The organism is Nitrospina gracilis 3/211 (genome assembly GCF_000341545.2).
GTDB lineage: Bacteria > Nitrospinota > Nitrospinia > Nitrospinales > Nitrospinaceae > Nitrospina > Nitrospina gracilis.
On record NZ_HG422173.1, the window covers coordinates 2,197,808 to 2,218,502 of the forward strand.

22 protein-coding genes and 1 tRNA gene are annotated in these 20,695 nt (G+C 54.1%); 22 read left to right on the top strand and 1 reads right to left on the bottom strand.

Annotation, left to right across the window (positions count from 1 at the left end; genetic code table 11):
- The first annotated feature begins 48 nt into the window (after positions 1 to 48).
- The 22 genes from TX82_RS15315 to TX82_RS10525 all read left to right on the top strand — a co-directional run bounded on the left by TX82_RS15315 (position 49) and on the right by TX82_RS10525 (position 20,382).
- Positions 49 to 1,698 (top strand): CarD family transcriptional regulator, encoded by a 1,650-nt coding sequence (locus TX82_RS15315; RefSeq protein WP_052338251.1) that lies wholly within the window; start codon positions 49 to 51, stop codon positions 1,696 to 1,698.
- A complete protein-coding gene (locus TX82_RS15320; protein WP_052338252.1) occupies positions 1,674 to 2,060 on the top strand; it encodes a hypothetical protein in 387 nt (128 codons plus the stop codon). Before TX82_RS15315 ends, TX82_RS15320 begins: the two co-directional genes overlap by 25 nt.
- Positions 1,991 to 3,451, top strand: coding sequence for a TRCF domain-containing protein (locus tag TX82_RS15325; protein ID WP_187291953.1), 1,461 nt, complete (start codon positions 1,991 to 1,993; stop codon positions 3,449 to 3,451). Before TX82_RS15320 ends, TX82_RS15325 begins: the two co-directional genes overlap by 70 nt.
- A complete protein-coding gene (locus TX82_RS10435) occupies positions 3,441 to 4,418 on the top strand; it encodes a peptidylprolyl isomerase (RefSeq protein WP_005010177.1) in 978 nt (325 codons plus the stop codon). Before TX82_RS15325 ends, TX82_RS10435 begins: the two co-directional genes overlap by 11 nt.
- Entirely contained in the window at positions 4,393 to 5,460 is a 1,068-nt protein-coding gene (locus TX82_RS10440; protein WP_005010179.1) for a peptidylprolyl isomerase, read from the top strand. Before TX82_RS10435 ends, TX82_RS10440 begins: the two co-directional genes overlap by 26 nt.
- A complete protein-coding gene (locus tag TX82_RS16315) occupies positions 5,457 to 5,663 on the top strand; it encodes a hypothetical protein (RefSeq protein WP_042251067.1) in 207 nt (68 codons plus the stop codon). Before TX82_RS10440 ends, TX82_RS16315 begins: the two co-directional genes overlap by 4 nt.
- A gap of 69 nt (positions 5,664 to 5,732) precedes the next feature.
- Positions 5,733 to 6,719, top strand: coding sequence for a tRNA lysidine(34) synthetase TilS (gene tilS / locus TX82_RS10450; RefSeq protein WP_052338254.1), 987 nt, complete (start codon positions 5,733 to 5,735; stop codon positions 6,717 to 6,719).
- A 47-nt stretch (positions 6,720 to 6,766) separates the two neighbouring features.
- Complete coding sequence (gene tilS, locus TX82_RS10455) at positions 6,767 to 7,153, top strand: tRNA lysidine(34) synthetase TilS (protein ID WP_042251070.1); 387 nt, start codon at positions 6,767 to 6,769, stop codon at positions 7,151 to 7,153.
- A 110-nt stretch (positions 7,154 to 7,263) separates the two neighbouring features.
- Entirely contained in the window at positions 7,264 to 9,195 is a 1,932-nt protein-coding gene (ftsH, locus tag TX82_RS10460) for an ATP-dependent zinc metalloprotease FtsH (RefSeq protein ID WP_005010184.1), read from the top strand.
- A 112-nt stretch (positions 9,196 to 9,307) separates the two neighbouring features.
- On the top strand, positions 9,308 to 10,129 hold the full coding sequence (folP, locus tag TX82_RS10465) for a dihydropteroate synthase (protein ID WP_005010187.1): 822 nt from the start codon (positions 9,308 to 9,310) through the stop codon (positions 10,127 to 10,129).
- A 1-nt stretch (position 10,130) separates the two neighbouring features.
- A complete protein-coding gene (locus TX82_RS10470) occupies positions 10,131 to 10,874 on the top strand; it encodes a pyridoxine 5'-phosphate synthase (RefSeq protein WP_005010190.1) in 744 nt (247 codons plus the stop codon).
- A 201-nt stretch (positions 10,875 to 11,075) separates the two neighbouring features.
- Positions 11,076 to 12,095 (top strand): type I glyceraldehyde-3-phosphate dehydrogenase, encoded by a 1,020-nt coding sequence (gene gap, locus TX82_RS10475; protein WP_005010193.1) that lies wholly within the window; start codon positions 11,076 to 11,078, stop codon positions 12,093 to 12,095.
- A 22-nt stretch (positions 12,096 to 12,117) separates the two neighbouring features.
- The gene (gene tpiA / locus TX82_RS10480) at positions 12,118 to 12,873 is read left to right on the top strand and encodes a triose-phosphate isomerase (RefSeq protein ID WP_005010194.1); all 756 of its coding nucleotides are present in this window, start codon (positions 12,118 to 12,120) and stop codon (positions 12,871 to 12,873) included.
- 16 nt (positions 12,874 to 12,889) lie between these two features.
- Positions 12,890 to 13,201, top strand: a complete 312-nt coding sequence (secG, locus tag TX82_RS10485; RefSeq protein WP_005010195.1) for a preprotein translocase subunit SecG — start codon at positions 12,890 to 12,892, stop codon at positions 13,199 to 13,201.
- 12 nt (positions 13,202 to 13,213) lie between these two features.
- Positions 13,214 to 13,298 (top strand) — tRNA-Leu (locus tag TX82_RS10490).
- Positions 13,299 to 13,338: 40 nt separating this feature from the next.
- Positions 13,339 to 13,695 carry a hypothetical protein gene (locus TX82_RS10495; protein WP_005010196.1) on the top strand — a complete coding sequence of 119 codons (357 nt, stop codon included), beginning with the start codon at positions 13,339 to 13,341 and terminating at the stop codon, positions 13,693 to 13,695.
- A gap of 84 nt (positions 13,696 to 13,779) precedes the next feature.
- A complete protein-coding gene (locus TX82_RS10500) occupies positions 13,780 to 15,126 on the top strand; it encodes an FAD-dependent oxidoreductase (RefSeq protein WP_005010197.1) in 1,347 nt (448 codons plus the stop codon).
- A 145-nt stretch (positions 15,127 to 15,271) separates the two neighbouring features.
- The gene (locus TX82_RS10505) at positions 15,272 to 15,835 is read left to right on the top strand and encodes a QcrA and Rieske domain-containing protein (protein ID WP_005010201.1); all 564 of its coding nucleotides are present in this window, start codon (positions 15,272 to 15,274) and stop codon (positions 15,833 to 15,835) included.
- Positions 15,836 to 15,899: 64 nt separating this feature from the next.
- Complete coding sequence (locus tag TX82_RS10510; RefSeq protein ID WP_005010202.1) at positions 15,900 to 16,724, top strand: cytochrome b N-terminal domain-containing protein; 825 nt, start codon at positions 15,900 to 15,902, stop codon at positions 16,722 to 16,724.
- A 57-nt stretch (positions 16,725 to 16,781) separates the two neighbouring features.
- Positions 16,782 to 17,594: a cytochrome b family protein gene (locus TX82_RS10515; protein ID WP_005010206.1), complete on the top strand. Its 813-nt coding sequence runs from the start codon at positions 16,782 to 16,784 to the stop codon at positions 17,592 to 17,594.
- Positions 17,595 to 17,614: 20 nt separating this feature from the next.
- On the top strand, positions 17,615 to 18,088 hold the full coding sequence (locus TX82_RS10520; protein WP_005010207.1) for a hypothetical protein: 474 nt from the start codon (positions 17,615 to 17,617) through the stop codon (positions 18,086 to 18,088).
- A complete protein-coding gene (locus TX82_RS10525; protein WP_005010208.1) occupies positions 18,079 to 20,382 on the top strand; it encodes a c-type cytochrome in 2,304 nt (767 codons plus the stop codon). Before TX82_RS10520 ends, TX82_RS10525 begins: the two co-directional genes overlap by 10 nt.
- Before the next feature lie 81 nt (positions 20,383 to 20,463).
- Here TX82_RS10525 and TX82_RS16540 read toward each other — a convergent pair.
- Positions 20,464 to 20,695: hypothetical protein (locus tag TX82_RS16540; RefSeq protein WP_222823004.1), on the bottom strand; the 232-nt coding region annotated here is incomplete at its 5' end.

The following is a 20,695-nucleotide window of genomic DNA, read 5'->3' on the forward strand; positions in this document are numbered from 1 at the left end:
GCAGTCAATCCATTCATGAACAGTTCCGCCAATACGTTGAATGCAGTCATGCCCACGACCCAAAGTGGGTGGGACGAATTGTTCCATTCGCTGGAAGAGGGCGCGGTTGCGTCCACGGTCGAGGGCTTGACCGGGGCTTCGCGGGCCTGGTTTCTGGTTCGAATGTGGAAAACCCTTCGGCGTCCGCTGGTCATCGTAACCACCGACCAGAACAGCGGTGAAGCCCTGCTTGGCGACCTGCGATTTTTCCTGAAATATGAAAACCTGCGGCCTGTTCCGCAATTTTTCCCTACCTGGGAGTTGTTGCCCTACGAACCGCTATCTCCGCTTAGCGAGGTTTCGGGCGAACGACTGGATGTGCTCGACAAACTGGGAGAGAACAAATGCCCCATCCTCGTCGTGCCGATCGAGGCGGCGATGCAGTACGTCATGCCGCGGCGCGTGTTGAGCAACCTCACCTATCCGGTCAGGCGGGGCGAGTCGGTGGATCGCGAACTGCTGGAGCTGTGCCTTGTCGATAACGGTTTCCGGCGGACAAAGATGGTGGAAGAACCCGGCGAATTCAGTTCGCGTGGCGACATCCTGGACCTCTACCTGCCCTCGGCGGTGAACCCCATCCGTGTCGAGTTTTTTGGCGACGAGGTGGAATCGATCCGTCACTTTGACGTCACATCCCAGATCTCGGTGGAAGAGATTGACGCCTTCAAGGTTCTGCCTGTGCGCGAGATCTGTCTCACGCAAAAGGAGTGCGAAGAAGGGATCGGGCGCATCCTCGACCATGCCCGCGAGCAGGTAGTAGACCGTGGAAAACTGAACGAACTGCTGGAAAAACTGCGGCACCTGCAAACCTTCTCGGGCATTGAGTTTCTGTCTCCGTTTTTTTACGATCAGACGGAAAGCCTGTTTGATCATTTGCCGGACGATGCCCTGCTGGTGCTTGATGAGAGAGATGCATTGGAGGAAAAAGCGGATCGCTATGAATCGTTGATCCACGATGAGTATGCGCGTTGCCTGGAGCGGGAGGAAGTTGCTCCGCCACCGGACAAACTGTATCTCGATAAAGATGACTTGTTTCAAGCCATGCAGTCCCGCCGCCATGTTGTGTTGAATTCGCTAAAGCTTACGGACGATACGGTTCATGCATTTGACGTCAAGTCCATCCCCGGTTTTCAGGGACGGTTTGACGGATTCGCCGACGCCGCGCGCGACTGGCAGAAGGAGCGGTTTGAGGTTACCGTTGTCGCCCCCACCAAAGGACACGTCCGTCGTGTCAACGAACTCCTTCTGGAAAAGGAATTGGATCTTCCGGTTATGACGGGACAAATTAGCAGTGGCTTCGAACTGCCCGAAAGCGCGCATGTGTTTGTTGCTGAGCATGAAATCTTTGGTCGCACCCACAAGCATCGCTTCCGGCGTAAGCCCAAATCCGCCAGTTTTCAGCGGGGCTTTAAAGATCTCAAGGTGGGTGATCTTCTGGTGCACGTCGATTACGGAATTGGCAAGTATCTCGGCACGCGTGAACTGAAAACCAGCATTGGAGGCGGAGAGTTCATGGAAATTCTCTACGCCAATGATCAGAAACTGTACCTGCCGATGGACGGCCTTGCATACGTACAGAAGTACCAGGGTGCAGGCGAGGACAATCCGCCACTCAGCCAGCTCGGCGGGGCTCAGTGGAAACGGCAGAAAAAAAGGTAAAAGATTCCCTGCGCGAGATGGCGGGCGATCTTCTTAAGATTTACGCCGCTCGCGAGGTGGCGGAAGGCAATGCTTACGCCACCGATCCGGTTTTGATGCAGGAGTTCTCCGACAGTTTCGAGTATGTCGAAACCGACGACCAGTTGAAAGCCATCGAAGAAATTCACGAAGACATGGAAAAGTCGAAACCGATGGACCGCCTCATCTGCGGTGACGTCGGCTACGGCAAAACGGAAGTCGCCATGCGCGCCGCCTTCCGTGCGGTCCTGGACAAAAACAGGTGGCGGTGCTTGTGCCCACCACCATCCTGGCGCAACAGCACCTCAATACCTTCCGCGAGCGGTTTCACATGTATCCGGTGAGCATCGACATGGTCAGCCGCTTCCGCACCGCCAGGGAGCAGAAGGAAGTGTTGCGCCGGTTGAAAGAGGGCAAACTGGATATCATCATCGGCACGCACCGCCTTTTGTCGAAAGACGTGCAGTTCCAAAACCTGGGGCTGATGATCATCGACGAGGAACAGCGCTTCGGGGTGAAACACAAGGAACAGTTGAAAAAGCTGCGCGCCTCACTGGATATCCTGACGCTCTCCGCCACACCCATCCCGCGGACCCTGCATTTCTCGCTGATGGGTGTGCGCGACCTGAGTGTGATCGAAACTCCACCCAGCGACCGGCTGGCAATCAAAACCTACATCCGCAAGTTCGACGACAAAACAATCCGCGACGCCATCATGCGCGAAATGGACCGGGGCGGACAGATTTTTTTCGTTCACAATAAAGTACACAGCATTCATTCCATGGCCGCGCTGATCAAGAAGATCGTTCCCGAGGTGCGTATCGGCATCGCCCACGGCCAGTTGCAGGAGCGGATGCTGGAAAAAGTAATGAAACAGTTCATCGACAAGGAAATCGATCTTCTCTTGTGCACGTCCATCGTCGAGTCCGGCCTCGATATTCCATCGGCCAATACCATCATCATCAACCGTGCCGACCAGTTCGGACTCGCCCAGCTCTATCAGTTGCGCGGCCGGGTAGGGCGGTACAAGCATCAGGCCTACGCGTACATGTTGATCCCCGGGACCATGGCGGTGTCCGAAGATGCGCGCAAACGCCTGATGGCGTTGGAGGAGATGAGTGACCTTGGAGCGGGGTTTCAACTGGCCGCGCGCGACATGGAAATCCGGGGAACGGGCAACATGCTCGGCAAAAACCAGTCGGGGCACATTTCAACCGTCGGTTTCGATCTATACTGCAAATTGCTGGAAGAAACCATCCGCGAATCGCAGGGCCAAAAGGTAGAAGAGAAAGTGGAAACCGAAATGGATTTCCAGATCCGCGGATACATTCCCAAGGATTACATTCCCGATCTGAACCAGCGCCTGGAATCCTATCAGCGCCTGCAACTGGTTGGTGACCTCCATGGCCTGGAGGCATTTCGCAAAGAATTGAACGACCGCTTCGGCGCCATTCCTTCCGAAACGGAAAAACTGCTGGCGCTGATGGAAGTGAAAATCTTATGTCAGCGCCTGCACATCACGAAGGCCCAGCGGTCCGGTGAATACGTGTATCTGAAAATCGCATCAACCACGCCGATGAAGTCCGAGACGCTTGCCGCACTCCTTGATTTGCGTCTAAGCCTGGTGTCTGAATACGAAATTCGCGTTAAGGTGGACAATGCGGGATGGAAAAAAGATATTGAACGGGTGACGGATTACCTTCGGCAACTGGTGAGGCCACTGGATGAAGAATAAACGTGATTCTGCATTTTTCGCCTGGTGTGCGGGTCTTTTAGGGCTTGCGCTTGCGTTGACGGCGTGCGGCGAAAAAAAAGATGGCCCGAAATTTGAAAATCCGGAGGTCGTTGCCCGCGTGAACGGGGAGCAACTGGAGAAGAAGGTGTTGGTCAAGGAATTCGAACGCAACCGGAAAAAATACCGGGTCGAGGATGAACAGCCGCTTTCAAAAGAAAAGCTGGTATGGCTTCGCATGGACGCGCTCAACCAGATGATTCAGGAAAGAATCCTTCTACAGGAAGTGAAGAGGCAGGGCATAGAGTTGGAGCCGGATACCCTGGAGATTGAGTACCACAATATCCGGCAAGGATATGAAAAGGGGGCGTTTAAAAAGATTTTGGATTTTCAGGAAAATACCGAAGAGGAATGGAAGGACAAGCTGAAAAGGCGCCTGCTTATAAAAAAACTGATTCAGGAAAGCGTAAACAGCCGAGTCTCCGTAAAGGAAGAGGAATTGCAGAAGTACTTTGACGAGCACCAGGGTGAATTTCAAAAAGGCGAACAGTTGCGCGCCCTTCACATCATGGTGGAAAATGAGGATTCGGCCCGCGATATCCTGAAGCTCCTGCGCAAGGGGAAAAAGTTTGAGGATCTGGCGCGGGAGCACTCGCTGGGGTTAGAAAGTGAAAGCGGCGGGGACATGGGTTATTTCGAGGCGGGTCAGATGCCGGAGGAATTCGACGAGGTGTTCGAACTCAAGGTGAACAAGGTCAGTGACATCATTCGGACGCCTTATGGTTACCACGTGTTCAAGGTGGTGGACAAAAAACCCGAACGCAAGATGAGTTTTGAAGAATCAAGGGATGCGATTCACAAAAAGCTGTTGCGCGAAGCGCAAGAGAAGGCCTTTCAGACCTGGCTTCTCAAGTTGAAGAACCATGCGAAAATTGAAATCAATTATGACGCTTTGGAAAACATTCATTAACCTGGTCCTGTTTTCCACCCTGTTCCTGTTTTGGGGAGGGACGGGTGCGCAGGCCAAGGTGCTAGACCGGGTGGTGGCCAAGGTCAATAACGAGATCATCACCTTAAGCGCCCTTGATGAACGGGCCCGGGTGGACATGGCCCGCTATTCGGGAATGGGCATAGAGGCCTTGCCGCCCTTCGAACAGGTGCGCCTGCAAACCCTTGAGCAGATGATTGATGAAATCCTTATGATTGGTGTGGCCGAGCGATTGAACATGATTGTGGAAGAAAGTCAGATGCAGAGTGCGCTGGATGACATTCGGGCTCGTGGCAACCTGACGGAAGAACAACTGGCAGAGATGTTGGAGCAGGAAGGGCGCACAATGGAGGAATACAAAAAGCGCATCCGTGAACAAATTCTGCTGAGCCGCGTCATCAATCTGGAAGTCCGTTCACGTATAAAAATAAGTAAAGAAGATATCGCGGCATTTTACGACGCCCACCGGAAAGATTTCTGGACCACCCCCAAGGTGCACGCCAGGCACATCTTGTTTATTCTGGATAACAGCCTCACCCAGGACGAGGTGGAACTTAAAAAGAAAAAGGCGCGGATGGCCCTTGAAGAGATTCAAAGCGGTCGAGATTTCGTGGACGTGGCAAAGGAGTATTCCGAGGACGTAACGGCATCGAATGGCGGGGATTTGGGAGTGCTTGAAAAGGGTAAGATGATTTCCGAATTCGAGGATGCTGCGTTTTCCCTGAAATCGGGGCAGGTGAGCAATATTATAACTTCCCCATATGGACTCCACATCATCAAAGTGGATGAGGTCCTCCATGGTGCTCCCATTCCCATGGAGGAAGTGGAAGGTCGCATCGAGGCCCAATTGAAACATGAACGGTTTGAGTCTGTATTTAAAGAATACATTGAAGATCTTCGCGCCAGATCTTTCATTGAAAAACGGCTCGGTTCGTTGAAACTTTCCGGCGAAAAAATAAAAAGCCGGTGGTTGCGGGTAAAATGCCTGGGTCGTCAATGCACAAAGTGGAAGCCACTCCGATGAAGAAAAAGGTTCTACGCCAGGAGGAAATATTGCCTCCTTTGCAAATCGGGAAAAAGCAAACCCTTCAAAAGGAAACCCCGGTTACCAGGGAATTTGAACCATTGGAGAAAAAACTGAAATATTATAAAAACCTGAGAGACATGGACCTGATCACCGAGCAGGAATACAACCGTCGTAAGAAATCCCTGCTGGAAAACCTGTAATTCACGCGTCGATCCCGTAACCGGATTCCTGCCTCCAACGCCCCGGTCTCTCCATCCTTCAGGGGCCGTATGCTCCCTTTTACAGAAAAAATTCAGCGTACCCTCGCATTCCATAAAATGGTGAAGCCCGGTGACCATCTGGTTGTCGCCGTTTCCGGCGGCCCCGATTCCGTGGCCCTCCTGTACGCGCTGAACCGGTTGCAGTCCGAAATGGTATTGCGCCTGACCATAGCCCACCTGGATCATGGCACCCGTGAAGGAACATCAGCGGAAGATGCCGAGTTTGTCCGCAAGACTGCAGCCCGGCTTGGCATTCCTGTTGTGGTTGAACGGCGCGATGTGCCCGGCGCGTGCGCAAAAAGCGGCATGTCATTTCAGGAAACCGCGCGCACCATTCGGCTCAAGTTCCTGGAGTCGGTGCGGGAACAGGTGTCGGCGCAGAAGGTGGCAATGGCCCACACTGCGGACGACCAGGCAGAAACGGTGTTCATCAACCTGCTGCGGGGAGGCGGTCCGCGCGGGCTGGGCGGCATGCGACCCTTTCGCGGCACCCTCATTCGCCCGTTGATCGACTGCACACGCAAGGATGTGATGGAATTCCTGGGAAAGGAGGGGATTGAATTCCGGGAAGATTCCACCAATCGCGACGTTCAATACCTGCGCAATCGGATCCGAATGGAATTGCTCCCTTATCTGGAGCGGGAGTACAACCCCCAGGTCCGCCAGGCCCTGCAGCAGACGGCACGTATTCTTCAATGGGAAGAAGAGCATCTGAACCGGGAAGCGGAGGACTGGTTCGAGCGCCTAAGCCGGGAGGACCCCCAGAAACATCAGGTGATTCTGGAGTGTGAAGCTCTGAAGGCGCTGCCGCCGGCCCTGCAGGCCCGACTGGTTAGGCTGGCTTTGGAACGTGGACGCGGCAACCTGCGCCGGGTGACCTTCGACCATATCCTGAAGGTCCTGGCCCTGTTGGAACCAGGTCAGAGTGGAAAGGTGGTCTCCCGTGCCCGGGGACTGGGCTGCCGAGAGGGAGGCCCATTCCCTCAAGATATATAAAATCCCGGAGTCACAACCTGACATCTTAAAAAAAGGGTGATCATTTGATGGGCGAGGGGTGCCTCCTTCAGATTCCGGGGGTTACGGCCGTTGAATCTTTGGGAATTCAAATTTCGGCTGAAGTTAAAAAGGGGGTTCATAAAGAATCGGTCGACCTTCAACAGGCCCTTCTTGATTTTGATAAAACCGGTCCTGTATTGCGGATTCGCCACTGGCGAGCCGGCGACCGGTTTCAGCCCCTGGGTATGCAGGGATCCAAAAAGCTCAAGGATTACTTTAAAGATGAGAAAATTCCGCGGGCAGAAAGAAAAAGGATGACCGTATTGACAACTGCGGACGATCATATTATCTGGGTGTTAGGGGGGCGCATCTCGGAACTCTACCGGATTTCCGATCAGACCCGCAATACGTTGAATATCAGGGTTTTGAAATGAACGAGGGGCGCCAATACATTGGGCAAGATTCCCGCCCACGCGGGATAAAATATGCTACCATGGGGAAACAGGACGGCAATTGCCCAGATTAGATACAAAAGGAGACGGCCTTGAATCAATTTTATAAAAACCTCGCGTTGTGGCTGGTTATCGGCATCATCCTGATAGCTTTATTCAATATTTTCAACCAACCCATAACCCCTCAGTCGGAGATCGTCTTCAGTGAGTTCATGAACAAGGTGGAGAACGGTGAGGTGGCGGAAGTGGTCATGCAGGGCGATCACATTACCGGCAAGTACACCGATGGCCAGACCTTCCAGACTTACGCTCCGTCCAAGGACCCGGATCTCATCAAATCCCTTCGGGATAAAGACGTCCGCATGGTTGTGAAGCCGCCAGAGCAGACCAGCTGGTACATGAACGTCCTCATTTCGTGGTTCCCGATGATCCTGCTTCTGGGTATCTGGATTTTCTTCATGCGGCAGATGCAGTCCGGAGGCGGCAAGGCGCTTTCCTTTGGCAAAAGCAAGGCGCGCCTGATGAATGAAGGTAAAACCAAGACCACATTCAAGGATGTCTCCGGTTGTGATGAGGCAAAGGAAGAGCTCCATGAAATCATCGAGTTTTTGAAGGAGCCCCAGAAGTTCAGCAAGCTGGGCGGCAAGATTCCCAAGGGCGTCCTGCTGGTGGGTCCTCCGGGTACGGGCAAAACCCTGTTGGCCCGCGCCATTGCCGGCGAGGCGAACGTGCCGTTCTTCAGCATCAGCGGTTCGGACTTCGTTGAGATGTTTGTCGGCGTCGGCGCTTCGCGCGTTCGCGACCTGTTTGAGCAGGGCAAAAAGAACAGCCCGTGCATCATTTTCATCGACGAAATCGACGCCGTGGGACGACACCGCGGTGCGGGTCTCGGCGGCGGTCATGACGAGCGCGAACAGACCCTCAACCAGTTGCTGGTGGAAATGGACGGCTTCGAGAACAACGAAGGTGTCATTTTGATCGCTGCAACGAACCGTCCCGACGTCCTCGACCCCGCGCTGTTGCGGCCGGGCCGGTTTGACCGCCAGGTGGTGGTCGGACGTCCGGATATCAAGGGACGTGAAGGCATTCTAAAAGTGCACACCGCCAAGGTGCCGTTGTCCGATAATGTGAACCTCAAAGTGGTGGCCCGGGGCACGCCCGGTTTCACCGGCGCCGATCTCGCCAACCTGGTCAACGAAGCCGCACTCCTCGCTGCCCGTGATGAGAAGAAGGTGGTGACCATGGAGGACTTCGAGAACGCCAAAGACAAGGTCATGATGGGTGTCGAGCGCCGCAGTATGGTCATCACCGAGAAGGAAAAGAAAACCACCGCTTATCACGAAGCCGGACATGCGCTGGTGGCGTTCCTCCTGCCGGGGACCGATCCCCTGCACAAGGTGACCATCATTCCGCGGGGCCGTGCTCTGGGCGTGACCATGCAGTTGCCGGAAGATGAGAAGCACACGTATCCCAAGGAATACCTCATTCACCGTCTGGCCATCATGATGGGTGGGCGCGTGGCCGAGGAGGTCTGCCTGGGTGAAATCACCACCGGTGCGGGCAACGACATCGAAGTCGCAACAGAAACCGCGCGCAAGATGGTTTGCGAATGGGGTATGAGCGAGAAGATGGGGCCGTTGACCTACGGCACCAAGGAGGAGCAGGTGTTTCTGGGCAAGGATTTCTCCGCACAGAAGAACTTCAGCGACGAAACCGCCAAGCTCATCGATCTTGAGGTCAAAGCATTGGTCATGGGCGGCTACAATCGTGCGAAGGAACTGTTGACCGAAAATCGGGATGCACTGGAGCGGTTGGCGGTTGCCCTTCTGGAGCAGGAAACCCTGGACCTGGATGAGATCAAAGCCATCATAAAAAACCGTCCGCTGGACCCGGATTCTGACTCCGGAAAGACGGAACCTGCCGCCGGATTGAAGGCGGAGGACACCCAAAAAGGCAAGAAATCCAAAGGCCTCGACGAGGGCCTCGTGGGTGGGGGCGGTGTGCCTGATCCCACTCCTGCCTGAGGGCGGTCCGTGGCCTAAAAACTTCTGAACAACCAAAGCTCCATTCCGGCTGTGGCCAGTTTGGAGCTTTTTTTGTTTGCTTGTTTTATATAGAAATAAAAGGAGTGGTGGTATGAGCGATGACTTCTTTTCCGGCCCGACACGGATCATGGGAATCATCAACCTGTCTTCCAATTCTTTTTTTCGATCCAGTTACTCCGCTAATGAAAAGCAAGCGTTAAAAACCGCAGAACGCCTGATTGAGGACGGCGCGGACATGCTGGACATCGGGGCGGAGTCCACCCACCCCGGGTCGGAACCCATCCCGGACGAACAGGAATGGAAACTGCTGGAGCCGGTGGTGAAAACGCTGGTACGGGAAATTCCGGTTCCCATCTCCGTGGATACGTACAAGCCTTATGTTGCGCGGCGGGTGCTGGATCTCGGTGTGCACTGGATCAATGACATCTACGGCATGCGGTTTCCGGAAATGGTGGAAATAGTGTCCCGCTATCCGGCGGGGGTGATCATCATGCATATGCAGGGCACCCCGAAGACCATGCAGGTCGATCCGCAATATGTTGATTGCGTTGAAGACGTTTATGATTTTCTCGACCGCCGCATCACCGAAGCAGAGTTTGCGGGAATTCCCGCGGACCAGATCATGATCGATCCCGGCATTGGATTCGGCAAGACGGTCAGGCACAATCTGGAACTTGTATCCAATCTGGATAGGCTTGCTTCATTGGAAAAACCCGTGCTTTTGGGTGTTTCCCGCAAGGCGTTTATTGGTAAAATCCTGGATCTTCCCACGGACGAGAGAATGGAAGGTTCGTTGGCCGCGGCGGTGGTTGGAGTGTTGAAAGGCGCCCGTGTTCTTCGCGTTCACGACGTGCTGGAAACCGCCCGGGCCATCAAGATTGTGGAGGAACTCCGCAAGTACCGGAAGGAATGAAATGATACGTTTGTTTGTCAATGTGGACCACGTCGCCACCCTGCGGGAAGCCCGCAAAACCGTGGAGCCGGATCCGCTGAAAGCCGCACATCTGGCGGAGCAGGCCGGGGCCGATGGCATCACCGTGCATCTGCGAGAAGACCGGCGGCATATTCAGGACGGGGACGTGCACCGCATTCGGGAAGGCATCCGCACGCCGCTCAACCTGGAGATGGCGGCGGTGGAAGAGATGGTGGAACTTGCCATCAACGTCAAACCCTACCAGGTGTCGCTGGTGCCGGAGAAACGGCAGGAGATCACCACCGAGGGGGGCCTTGACGTGATCTCAAAGAAAAAACATCTTGCAGAAATCCGCGACCGCCTCGCACCGCTGGGCGTGAGGTTCAGCCTGTTTGTGGATCCGGACCTGCAACAACTCGATGCCGCGAGAGAAACCGGGGCCGACAGCGTCGAGATCAATACCGGACTTTACACGGAACTTGCTGACCCGGAACAGGTGGCGCTGGAGTTGAAGAAGATTCAGGCCGCCGCCCGTCATGCAAAGGGACTGGGCCTGCGCGTGTTCGCCGGGCACGGGTTGAACAACGAGAACGTGGTTCCTATTGCCGCGGTTCCCGAGGTTGAGGAACTCAACATCGGTCACAACCTGGTGGCACGGTCCGTTTATTGCGGCATGGAGCTGGCCGTCCGCGACATGATCCGGTGCATTGAAAAAGGTGTGGCACAAAGGGCGGTTTCTGCATGAAACCCGTGTTCATCTTATTGACCCCGCAATCAATTTGCACCATAATCGGAATCCCGCATTGCCCTGTTAGCGTCCCGCCACATTGGCGTTGAACAAGCCACGGAAGCAAGCGAAAATGACCACGACCCCGCCCTCCGGGACCGGGCCAACGTGTTTTTAGTCCAAGAAAAGCGCAAGTAAAGCAATTGGAGGTATCGGGATATGGCCACTAAAGTGGGTATCAACGGTTTTGGCCGCATCGGCCGGAACGTTTTGAAATGCATCTTGAGCGACAAGGAATGCGGCGAGATGGTGGACGTTGTGGCCATCAACGATCTCACCGATGCGGCGACGCTCGCGCACCTTTATAAATACGATTCCGTGCAGGGCGTGACCAAGGCGGAAGTCAAGGCGGATGGGGACAGCCTCGTCATCGACGGAAAAAGGATCAAGGTCCTGTCCCAGAAGGACCCGGCGGCGTTGCCTTGGAAAGACCTGGGAGTCGATGTGGTAATCGAGTCCACCGGCATTTTCACCAAGCGTGACGCCGCGGCCAAGCACCTGACCGCCGGGGCAAAGAAGGTCATTATCTCCGCGCCCGCCACCGATCCGGATGTGACAGTGGTGCTGGGTGTCAACGAAGGCAAGTACGACCCCATGCAGCACTCGATAGTTTCCAATGCCTCCTGCACCACCAACTGCCTTGCCCCGATGGTGAAGGTGCTGCATGACCGGCTCAAGATCAAAAAGGGATTGATGACCACCATCCATTCCTACACCAACGACCAGCGTATCCTGGACCTGCCGCACAAGGACCTGCGCCGCGCGCGGGCGGCGAACCTGTCGATGATCCCGACCACCACCGGCGCGGCGAAGGCGGTGTGTATTGTCCTGCCGGAGCTGGAAGGCCGACTCGACGGCATGGCCATCCGGGTTCCCACGCCCAACGTGTCGCTGGTGGACTTTGTGGCCGAAGTGGAAAAAGATACCTCGACGGAAGAAGTCAACTCCATGTTCCGCGAAGTGGCAGAGGGTGAACTCAAGGGCATCCTGCGTCTGGAGGAACAGCCGCTGGTGTCAATCGATTTCAACGGCGACGAGGATTCCTCGATCATCGATGGCCCCTCGACCAAGGTCATGGGAAAAAACATGGTGAAGGTGCTGTCGTGGTACGACAATGAATGGGGCTATTCCTCACGCACGAGGGATATCTTGAAGTTCATGATCAAAAAAGGAATCTGAACGCCAACGGACAATGGGCTTTATGCGAAAGACCCTGATTGCTGGCAACTGGAAAATGAACAAAACCCTTTCCGAAACGGAGGGGCTGTTGCAAGGGCTGGTCCGGCGGCTGGATTCCAACTGTCCGGCGGAGGTTGTGGTGGCACCGCCGTTCACCTCGCTTTCGCTTGCGGCATCCCTTCTTAAGGGAACGGGTATCGGGCTTTCCGCACAGAACGTGTTTGCTGAAGACGCCGGTGCCTATACGGGTGAGATTTCCGCGCCCATGCTGGTGGAGGCCGGATGCGGCTGGGTGATTGTCGGCCACTCGGAGCGGCGGCACCAGTTTTGCGAATCGGAGGCGCTCATCAACCGAAAGGTGAAGCACGCTCTCGATCATGGCCTCAACGTCATCCTTTGTGTCGGTGAAACCGATGTCGAACGCGATGCGGAGCAGACCGAACACGTGGTTCATTTGCAATTGACCGAAGGCTTGAAGGACATTGAGTCGTCTGCGGTCGGAAGGGTGGTCGTCGCTTATGAACCGGTGTGGGCCATCGGTACAGGTAAGAACGCCACTCCACAACAGGCCGAACAGGTGCATTGCCTGATCCGGAAATGGATCGGCGAATTGTATGGGCCCGCCGCCGGAGAGTCCATGCGGGTTCTTTATGGCGGCAGTGTGACGCCGGAGAACAGCCGCGGTCTTCTGGGTAAAGACAACATCGATGGCGCTTTGGTGGGCGGCGCGAGTTTGGACGTGGATTCATTTTGTGCTATTATTGGCTCGGTTGAGTGATTCTTAGGAGGTTGGTTTGCATACGTTTGTTACGGTATTACACATTGCCGCTGCAGTTTTCCTGATTCTCGTCGTCCTGTTGCAGTCCGGCAAAGGCGCGGCCATGGGAGCGGTGTTCGGTTCCGGGTCCAGCCAGACCATGTTTGGCAGCAGTGGGGCGGGAAATTTTTTGACCAAACTCACCACCATTGCGGCCATCGTGTTCATGATCACGTCCCTCAGCCTGGCGACCGTGCTGTCCAGCAAAAAGCAGGATTCCGTGATCAACGAAGTGGAAGAAACCACGACCATCCCGACCCAGCCAGCTCAGGACAATTCCAAGAAATAAATTCGCTTCAATGCCGATGTGGTGGAACTGGTAGACACGTGCGCTTGAGGGGCGTATGGGGCAACCCGTGGGAGTTCGAATCTCCCCATCGGCACCATCCACTTGCCTTTGCCGGCGAGAGCCTCCGAATTTGAATCATGCAGATTCAAACGCTGGGCGACCTGTTTGCCCATCCAAGCTTCCAGACCCTGTTCCTCACCATCCTGATTGTCTTCGCCAACATCATCATCGGCGTCAGCATGCTTCCCCAGGACCGGCGAAAACGCTGGTACCAGTTGCACCGTTACGTTTATGTTGCGTCGATCGCCATGTTGGGTTTGTTTCTCTATGTCAACCACCAGCTTGGGAACAATGACGGATTCATCTATTTTGTTGCCGCCTACTTTCTGACCGCCATCCCCTTGAGCCGTAAAATGAACGTCACCCTGCACGCGGTGATTGCGTCCGTGGGCCTGGTTTTACTGATAGGCATGGCAGCCTTGAGCGTATTATGAGCCAGAAAGGGCAATTGCAGCGGGTTTCGGGAATGTGCTTTAATGTTGATAATTCAACCGGTGCATGACGATGGAAGGGTTTGAATGAGCCAGTTTGATCTCGCCATCCTGGGAGGTGGCACAGCCGGTCTCGCCGCTGCCCGGCAAGGCAGCGACATGGGTGCGCGCGTGTGCCTCGTAGAGATGGATGCCCTGGGCGGCCACTACCTGAACCGTGGACTCCACCCTGTGCGCACCCTTCTTGCCGAACCGGAATTCGGGACCGTTCGGCCTGTCGATTGGGAGGGCGTGCGGACACGTTTTCCGATGATCGCAAAGGCCGCTTCTAACAAGGCGAGGCATGACCTGGAAGCATCCGGCGTGACTCTGATCGAAGGTAAGGGAACCCTTGCCGGAACCGGTATCCTTCGTGTCGAAACGGAAAAGGGCAAGCAGGAAGTGCAGGCCGCTAATGTGGTTCTGGCTATGGGCTCGGACGCCGAATCCATTGCCACCGTTCCCTTCGATGAAGACACCATCCTTCCAGTCGACCGATTTCTTGAATTGGAGAAATTGCCGGAGTCGATTCTGATCCTGGGAGACGGAGTGGCGGTGATTGAAACGGCACTCTTCTTTAACCGCCTGGGTACCAGGGTATTCCTGTGCAATGAACAGAAACGGATGGTTGCCGACCGTGATCCCGAACTGATCGACGTTTTGGAAACCGGTTTGAAGCGGGCCAAGGTAAAATCCCTGTTTAACAAAAAGATCCTGTCCATTTTGAAGCAAGACAACGGTATCGATATCACCCTGGATGGTGGAATCAAGTTTTCCGTCGAAAAAATCCTGGTCGGTTACAGGCGCGTGGGACGCACACCGGGGTCGTTGGACGCCGCGATGGGTATGGAAATGGGAGACCGTCGGGAAATCTGGGCCGACGCCTGCATGCGCACGTCTGTTAAAAATGTTTTCGCTGCGGGAAGTGTGACCGGGCACGAACGTTCGCCGGAACACTCCAGCGAGGAAGGCCGCACCGCCGCACAGAACGCCTTGGGAAAAGAAAGAATTTTGGACCAGGGCGGCATTCCTTTTCGCCTGCATTCCAATCCGCCTCTGGCCGCGGTGGGTTGCCGGGCAGAAGACGCACACCACAAGGGATACTTAAAGCCGGTGGAAGGCCGTTACAACGGGTTGCCTTTGAATGCAGACGAAATTCCAGGTCAGGGTGGCGGGTTTTGCAAATTGCTGGCCGACCGGGAAAGTCGGAAAGTCATCGGCGCACAGATATCGGGAATCGGCGCATCCGAAATGCTCACGCTGGCGACGCTGGCCATTCAACGGGGCATGACGGTGAAGGCGCTGACACAACTTTTACCTGGTTTTGGGGACTCAGCAAACGGGGTTTTGGAAGCCGCGCGGGCCTGCCTGCGAGGTTTGACTCCAAGGCGATAATTCAACGGTTTGTGATGTAACTATCTTACCTTGACTCCATTTTCTAATTATGTTAAAAACCATCCTTTGCTAGAGTGGTATGTCCATTCTTGGTTGACTATCCAGGATTTCAGGATTTATTTAAACAATTGAGTTAAAAGAACTTATGGCACAACCTTCCAAAAATCCAAACATCCCCCCGGCCAAGCCTGCGGCCAAGGACAAGGGCGGTAAAGAGAAACCCAACAATCTTTACTCAAGACGGGATTTTTTCTCGTATGCCGGTTGGGCCGGGTTCATGGCCACTTTGGGTTTGTCATCCGTTTATTTTCTCCGCTTGTTGTTCCCGCGTGTATTGTTTGAACCGTCCCCCAAATTCAAGGCTGGCAAGGTGAGCGATTACACAGTGGGAGAAGTGAGCACCAAGTGGGTTAAGGATCAGCGTGTCTGGATTGTGCGTGAGGAGCAGCGGCTGTATGCAATTCTGGCCCGCTGCACGCATCTGGGTTGCACGCCATTGTGGCTTCGATCGGAAGGTAAATACAAGTGCCCCTGCCATGGCAGTGGTTTCACTATGGATGGAATCAATTTCGAAGGTCCGGCTCCGCGCCCTCTGGAACGCTTGAAGGTGGGCATTGCCCCGGACGGTGAGATTGTTGTCGATAAAAGCAAAGTGTTTCTGTACGAGAAAGGCGAGTGGGAAGAGCCGGGTTCTTACCTCAGGACCTGATGCGCATGGTCCCGTGTCCGCCTTTTTTTATTAGATTAATCAGCAGTGTTTAGGAGATTGAGTTTTGGCTAAACCCAAAATTCCGAATTTTGAAGAGATCAAAGAGTCCATCAAAAGCGGAAAGCTTTTTGAGGAAGCGGCGGAGAAGATCACCGAATCCCAGGTTTGGACCTCGTCGTTCCGCCATGGATACGCCGACACTCCGCGGAACCGCGTTTTGCAGATCGCGAGTAACGTCTGGCTCCACCTGCATCCCGTAAAAATCCACCGCCATGCGCTGCGTATCAAGTTCACCTGGTGCATGGGTGGGATTACCTTCCTGCTCTTTCTTTCCCTCGTTGTGACGGGCATCATTCTGATGTTTTACTACCGTCCGGTGGGGGAATACGCTTACTATGACATGAAATACCTGCAGTATGACGTCCCGTTTGGCATGTTGATGCGGAACATGCATCGATGGGCGGCACACGCGATGGTCATCACCGTCTGGTTGCACATGTTCCGGGTGTTTTTAACGGGCTCGTACAAACCACCCCGCGAGTTCAACTGGGTGATCGGCGTGTTTCTCGTGACCTTCACGCTTCTCCTGAGCTTCACCGGTTATCTCTTGCCGTGGGACCAGCTGGCGATGTGGGCGGTCACCGTAGGCACCAATATGGCGCGGGCGACACCGTTCCTCGGGTCTGAAGGTCCTTTTGCGGAATATGTGGGTGTGACGGCAAGGTACGACGCCCGTTCCATGCTGTTGGGCGGCAGTCTTGTGGGACCGCCGGCATTGCTCCGTTTTTACGTATTGCACTGTATTCTGATACCTCTGGTGGCCGGCGCCCTGATGATCGTCCATTTCTGGCGAATCCGAAAGGACGGAGGCATCTCCGGACCGCTTTGATAAGTTGTTGTTCACGTTTCGCTGATTGAAACTTTTTGAAGGATAGGAAGTCTTTCTATGGGGACCGCAGAGAAACCACCTGCCAAGCCACCCGCCAAACCGGCCGCCAAGGCGCCGGCTAAAGCGGCTCCGAAAAAGAAAGTAGAGGATCTGCCGGAGAAAGTCCACGTCTGGCCTTATCTGGTCCGTCTGGAGTTTCTCTGCGCCATCATCGTCAGTGTTCTGTTGACGGTGTGGTCGATCACGATCGATGCGCCGCTTGAAGAGGCGGCCAATCCGACCAAAACACCCAACCCGTCCAAGGCGCCGTGGTACTTTCTCGGCCTGCAGGACATCCTGGTTTATTTCGACCCATGGTTTGCGGGTGTTGTGGCGCCGGTTCTCATCATTGTCGGGCTCATGCTGATTCCCTATCTGGATGTGAACCCCAAAGGCAACGGTTACTACACATATACCGAGCGTAAGCTGGCTATCTGGGTTTACAGTTTCGGTTTTCTCGTGCTCTGGATTGCGCTCATTATCATGGGCGTGTTCCTGCGGGGTCCGGGCTGGAACCTTTTCATGCCCTGGCAGTATTGGGATCCGCACAAGGTGGTGGCCCTGACCAACGTCGATCTCCCCTATGCCCTTGGCGTGCGGACCTATGACATGGCCATGCTGGTTGGCGGTGTCGTGGTGCTCGGTTATTTCGCCGTCGGGACCGCCGTTTATTTTTTCATGGAGAGAAAAGCCCTCAAAACCGTTGGCTTCCTCCGTATGTTCCTTAAGGTGCAATTGTATTTGATCATGATCGGTATCGTTATCAAGATCGCCCTGAGGCTTGGGTTCAATATCAAATACATTTGGGTCACCCCTTGGTTTAACGTTTAACGGGCTTTTCAGAAACATCCATGGCTGAAGAAACTAAAGATCCCCAAGAGGAAGAAAATAAGGAAGACTCCGCGTTCAATGATGGGGAGTTTGATGAGCGTACTTCGTACAGTTTTCTCTTTTTCCTGTGTTCCGGTGCGTTGCTGTTTGTGACCCTGTGGGCTTTCTGGGATGATGAATTCATCCGGCGCGGTTACAAGGATTTTCAGGATACCTACAACGAAGCGCAGTACGAGCGCACGCGTGCGGAATACGTGGAAGTCACCGAGAAAATCGAGGGGCGTACCGAGGAGCTCCGCCAGGCCATTGCCAAGGAAGAGGAGAAGCTGGAAAATGATGAGGAATACCAGCAGCTCGCGGATGCGGCCTGGAATGCCCAAGTGGCTCTGGATGATGCCAAGGAAGCGTTGAAATTCGAGAAAAGCCGGCTGGACGAATATTATTACTACTATAAAAAGCCCAGCATGAAGGCAAGAACTATGAAGTGGAGCTGAACCGCGTTGAGGAAACCAAGCACCACATTGCCGACTTCGAGCCTGTCATTGAAGACCTCACCCGAAAGCGCGATGAGGCGGAAGCCAAGCTTCTTGAGTTCAAGGCCCGCAAGAAAAACCTTGAGAATGAACTGGTAGCCTTGACCAACCAGCAGATCATCCTCGCCCAGAGAATGGATTATTACAAGCCCTTCAATCTGTTCCTGCGGCCCGCTGAAATCAAACAAACAGTCATTCCCGGTTCCGCCAAAAACAAATTTGGCGAGATCATTTACAAGGTGGACCGGTGCCACACCTGTCATGTTTCTTTTGACGACGCCTACTACAGCGATTTCAAGCAACCCCTGAAAACCCACCCGAACCGGGAAATCCTGATTGGACACCACGACCCTCTGGAAACGGGATGCACATGGTGTCATAGGGGGCAGGGGACGGCCACCGCGCCCACGGAGGATGCCCATGGGTCCCATCATGAAATGGACCAGACCCTGGGTATTAACGAACCCCTTCTGCACGGCAACCTCATGCAGGCCAACTGCACCAACTGCCATGCCGAAGTGGTCAGTCTGAAAGGGGCTCCCATCCTCACCAAGGGCAAGAAACTGTTCCTGAAACTGGGTTGTCACGGTTGCCACCTTGTTGAGGGGTTTGCAGATGAACGCAAAGTGGGCCCGAGCCTGCGCAAAATCGCGGCCAAGGTCGATCCCAGCTGGTTGTACCGGTGGGTTAAAAAGCCGAAAGATTACCTGCCGGAAACGCGCATGCCGGATTTCGGTTTGAGCGACGAACATGCACTCGCCATTTCCGCTTATCTTTGGGATAAATCCGAAAAGGGATACCAGCTTCCCGAAAAATTCAATGGGGGCGATCCCAAAAAAGGCCAGGAGCTTTTTGAGTCTGTAGGGTGCCAGGCCTGCCACAAATTGAAAGGGAAGGGTGAGCTGTTCGCCCCGAACCTGAGCAACATTGGCGAGAAGGTTTCGGCAGACTGGATAGTTAGCTGGCTCAGCAATCCGAGGGATTACAACCACGAAAGCAAAATGCCAGACATGCGTCTGAGCGTTGAAGAGGCGTCGAACATCGCAGCATACCTGATCCAGTTCGGGAAGCCGGTAAAAATCCCAGGAATCGAAAGAAAATACAAGGATCCGGATACCATCGCATTTGGAGAAAAACTGGTACGTAACCGGGGTTGTTTTGCCTGCCACAATGTTCCCGGTATGGAAAAGGAAGGCCGCATTGCGCCGGAACTGTCTTCATTCGGAAGCAAGCAGGTTCGCGAGCTGGAATTTGCCGACACGCACATACCCCATACTTGGGAGTCCTGGACATACAACAAGCTTAAAGATCCCACGGTGTATCGCACCGAACGTATTCTCGATAAAATGCCGGATTTCGAGTTGGCGGAAGATGAGATCCAGGCTTTGATGGTTTTCCTGCGCGGTTTGAACGGGTTGTTCATCCCCGAACGCTACAAACGGAATTACTCCAAGGATGAGTTGACCATTGAGCGGGGTCGGCGCCTGATTTCGCAATTCAACTGCCGCGGCTGCCATATTGTGGAAGGGTATGGAGGGGACATTCAGGAACACCTGAAGTCCACGGCCCAATATCCGCCGCCGCTCGAAACCAAAACCTATCACGTGGGTGATCGACTGAAGGGATCCTGGTTGTATTCCTTCATGAAAAAACCGACTCCTGTGCGCAAATGGGTTGAGGTTAAAATGCCAACTTTCAACCTGACCGATACCCAATTGCGTGACCTGACGGCTTATTTCGAGCTGGTGGCACCGAGTGAAATCAAATATGAAGCAGGAGTTCACCTGAAAAAAGACAAGGCCTCCATCGAAAACGGCGTAAAGATGGTGAACTACATGGAGTGCGGCAAATGTCATGATGGTGGCGACAAGGGAATCGAGTTCAAAATCGCACAGGAACGCCTGCGCGAGGAATGGATTCCCAAATGGTTGAAGGACACACGTGAAATGATTCCCTGGACACCGATGCCCAACCATTGGCCGAAGGAAGACGGGGATTACACCATCCAGACCAAGTTTCACAAGTTGAGTACGATTGAAAATGGCAACATAGATAAGCAGGCTCAGGACATTACCGACCTGCTGGTGTCCTACGACAAGCCTGGAGTTGACCTCAGCCTGTCCCTCGAAGAGGAAGATCCCTTTATGGACGGATTCTTTGATGGAGGTTTTGGCGAAGAAGAAGAGGGTGACGACCTGGAAGGCGGGGATGAAGAGGATGACGAGGACAGCGAGTTCGCGGAAGACGACTTCTGATTTTGTAAGACAGACCGGATTGATTGTATAATTCGGTAGATTTATTGCTCATCTGTTAGGAAGGTTGAAAACATGCAGCCCTCAGCTTTGGAAAACTTTCTTTTGATCGCGCTGAAACCGGACAACATGCCCATTGGCGGCATGCTGTTCATCGTTGCTTTTGTTTTCTGGATTGCCATTCGCCAGATGATCAAACACGACCGGTTGATCAAAGAAGGAAAGAAAGAAAAAATATTCGATGAGATGATCAAATAAGTGCAAATATTCATCACGGTCATTGTTGCTTTTATTCTGGGCCTGGTCCTCATTTTTT

What these genes read in the sequence shown, in the direction of transcription:
- gap (WP_005010193.1), top strand. Translation starts at nt 11,076, where the DNA reads ATGGCCACTAAAGTGGGTATCAACGGTTTTGGCCGCATCGGCCGGAAC.
- TX82_RS15315 (WP_052338251.1), top strand. Translation starts at nt 49, where the DNA reads ATGCCCACGACCCAAAGTGGGTGGGACGAATTGTTCCATTCGCTGGAA.
- tpiA (WP_005010194.1), top strand. Translation starts at nt 12,118, where the DNA reads ATGCGAAAGACCCTGATTGCTGGCAACTGGAAAATGAACAAAACCCTT.
- folP (WP_005010187.1), top strand. Translation starts at nt 9,308, where the DNA reads ATGAGCGATGACTTCTTTTCCGGCCCGACACGGATCATGGGAATCATC.
- TX82_RS10520 (WP_005010207.1), top strand. Translation starts at nt 17,615, where the DNA reads ATGGCTGAAGAAACTAAAGATCCCCAAGAGGAAGAAAATAAGGAAGAC.
- TX82_RS10515 (WP_005010206.1), top strand. Translation starts at nt 16,782, where the DNA reads ATGGGGACCGCAGAGAAACCACCTGCCAAGCCACCCGCCAAACCGGCC.
- TX82_RS16315 (WP_042251067.1), top strand. Translation starts at nt 5,457, where the DNA reads ATGAAGAAAAAGGTTCTACGCCAGGAGGAAATATTGCCTCCTTTGCAA.
- TX82_RS10440 (WP_005010179.1), top strand. Translation starts at nt 4,393, where the DNA reads ATGACGCTTTGGAAAACATTCATTAACCTGGTCCTGTTTTCCACCCTG.
- TX82_RS10505 (WP_005010201.1), top strand. Translation starts at nt 15,272, where the DNA reads ATGGCACAACCTTCCAAAAATCCAAACATCCCCCCGGCCAAGCCTGCG.
- TX82_RS10500 (WP_005010197.1), top strand. Translation starts at nt 13,780, where the DNA reads ATGAGCCAGTTTGATCTCGCCATCCTGGGAGGTGGCACAGCCGGTCTC.
- TX82_RS10470 (WP_005010190.1), top strand. Translation starts at nt 10,131, where the DNA reads ATGATACGTTTGTTTGTCAATGTGGACCACGTCGCCACCCTGCGGGAA.
- tilS (WP_042251070.1), top strand. Translation starts at nt 6,767, where the DNA reads ATGGGCGAGGGGTGCCTCCTTCAGATTCCGGGGGTTACGGCCGTTGAA.
- tilS (WP_052338254.1), top strand. Translation starts at nt 5,733, where the DNA reads ATGCTCCCTTTTACAGAAAAAATTCAGCGTACCCTCGCATTCCATAAA.
- TX82_RS10495 (WP_005010196.1), top strand. Translation starts at nt 13,339, where the DNA reads ATGCAGATTCAAACGCTGGGCGACCTGTTTGCCCATCCAAGCTTCCAG.
- TX82_RS10435 (WP_005010177.1), top strand. Translation starts at nt 3,441, where the DNA reads ATGAAGAATAAACGTGATTCTGCATTTTTCGCCTGGTGTGCGGGTCTT.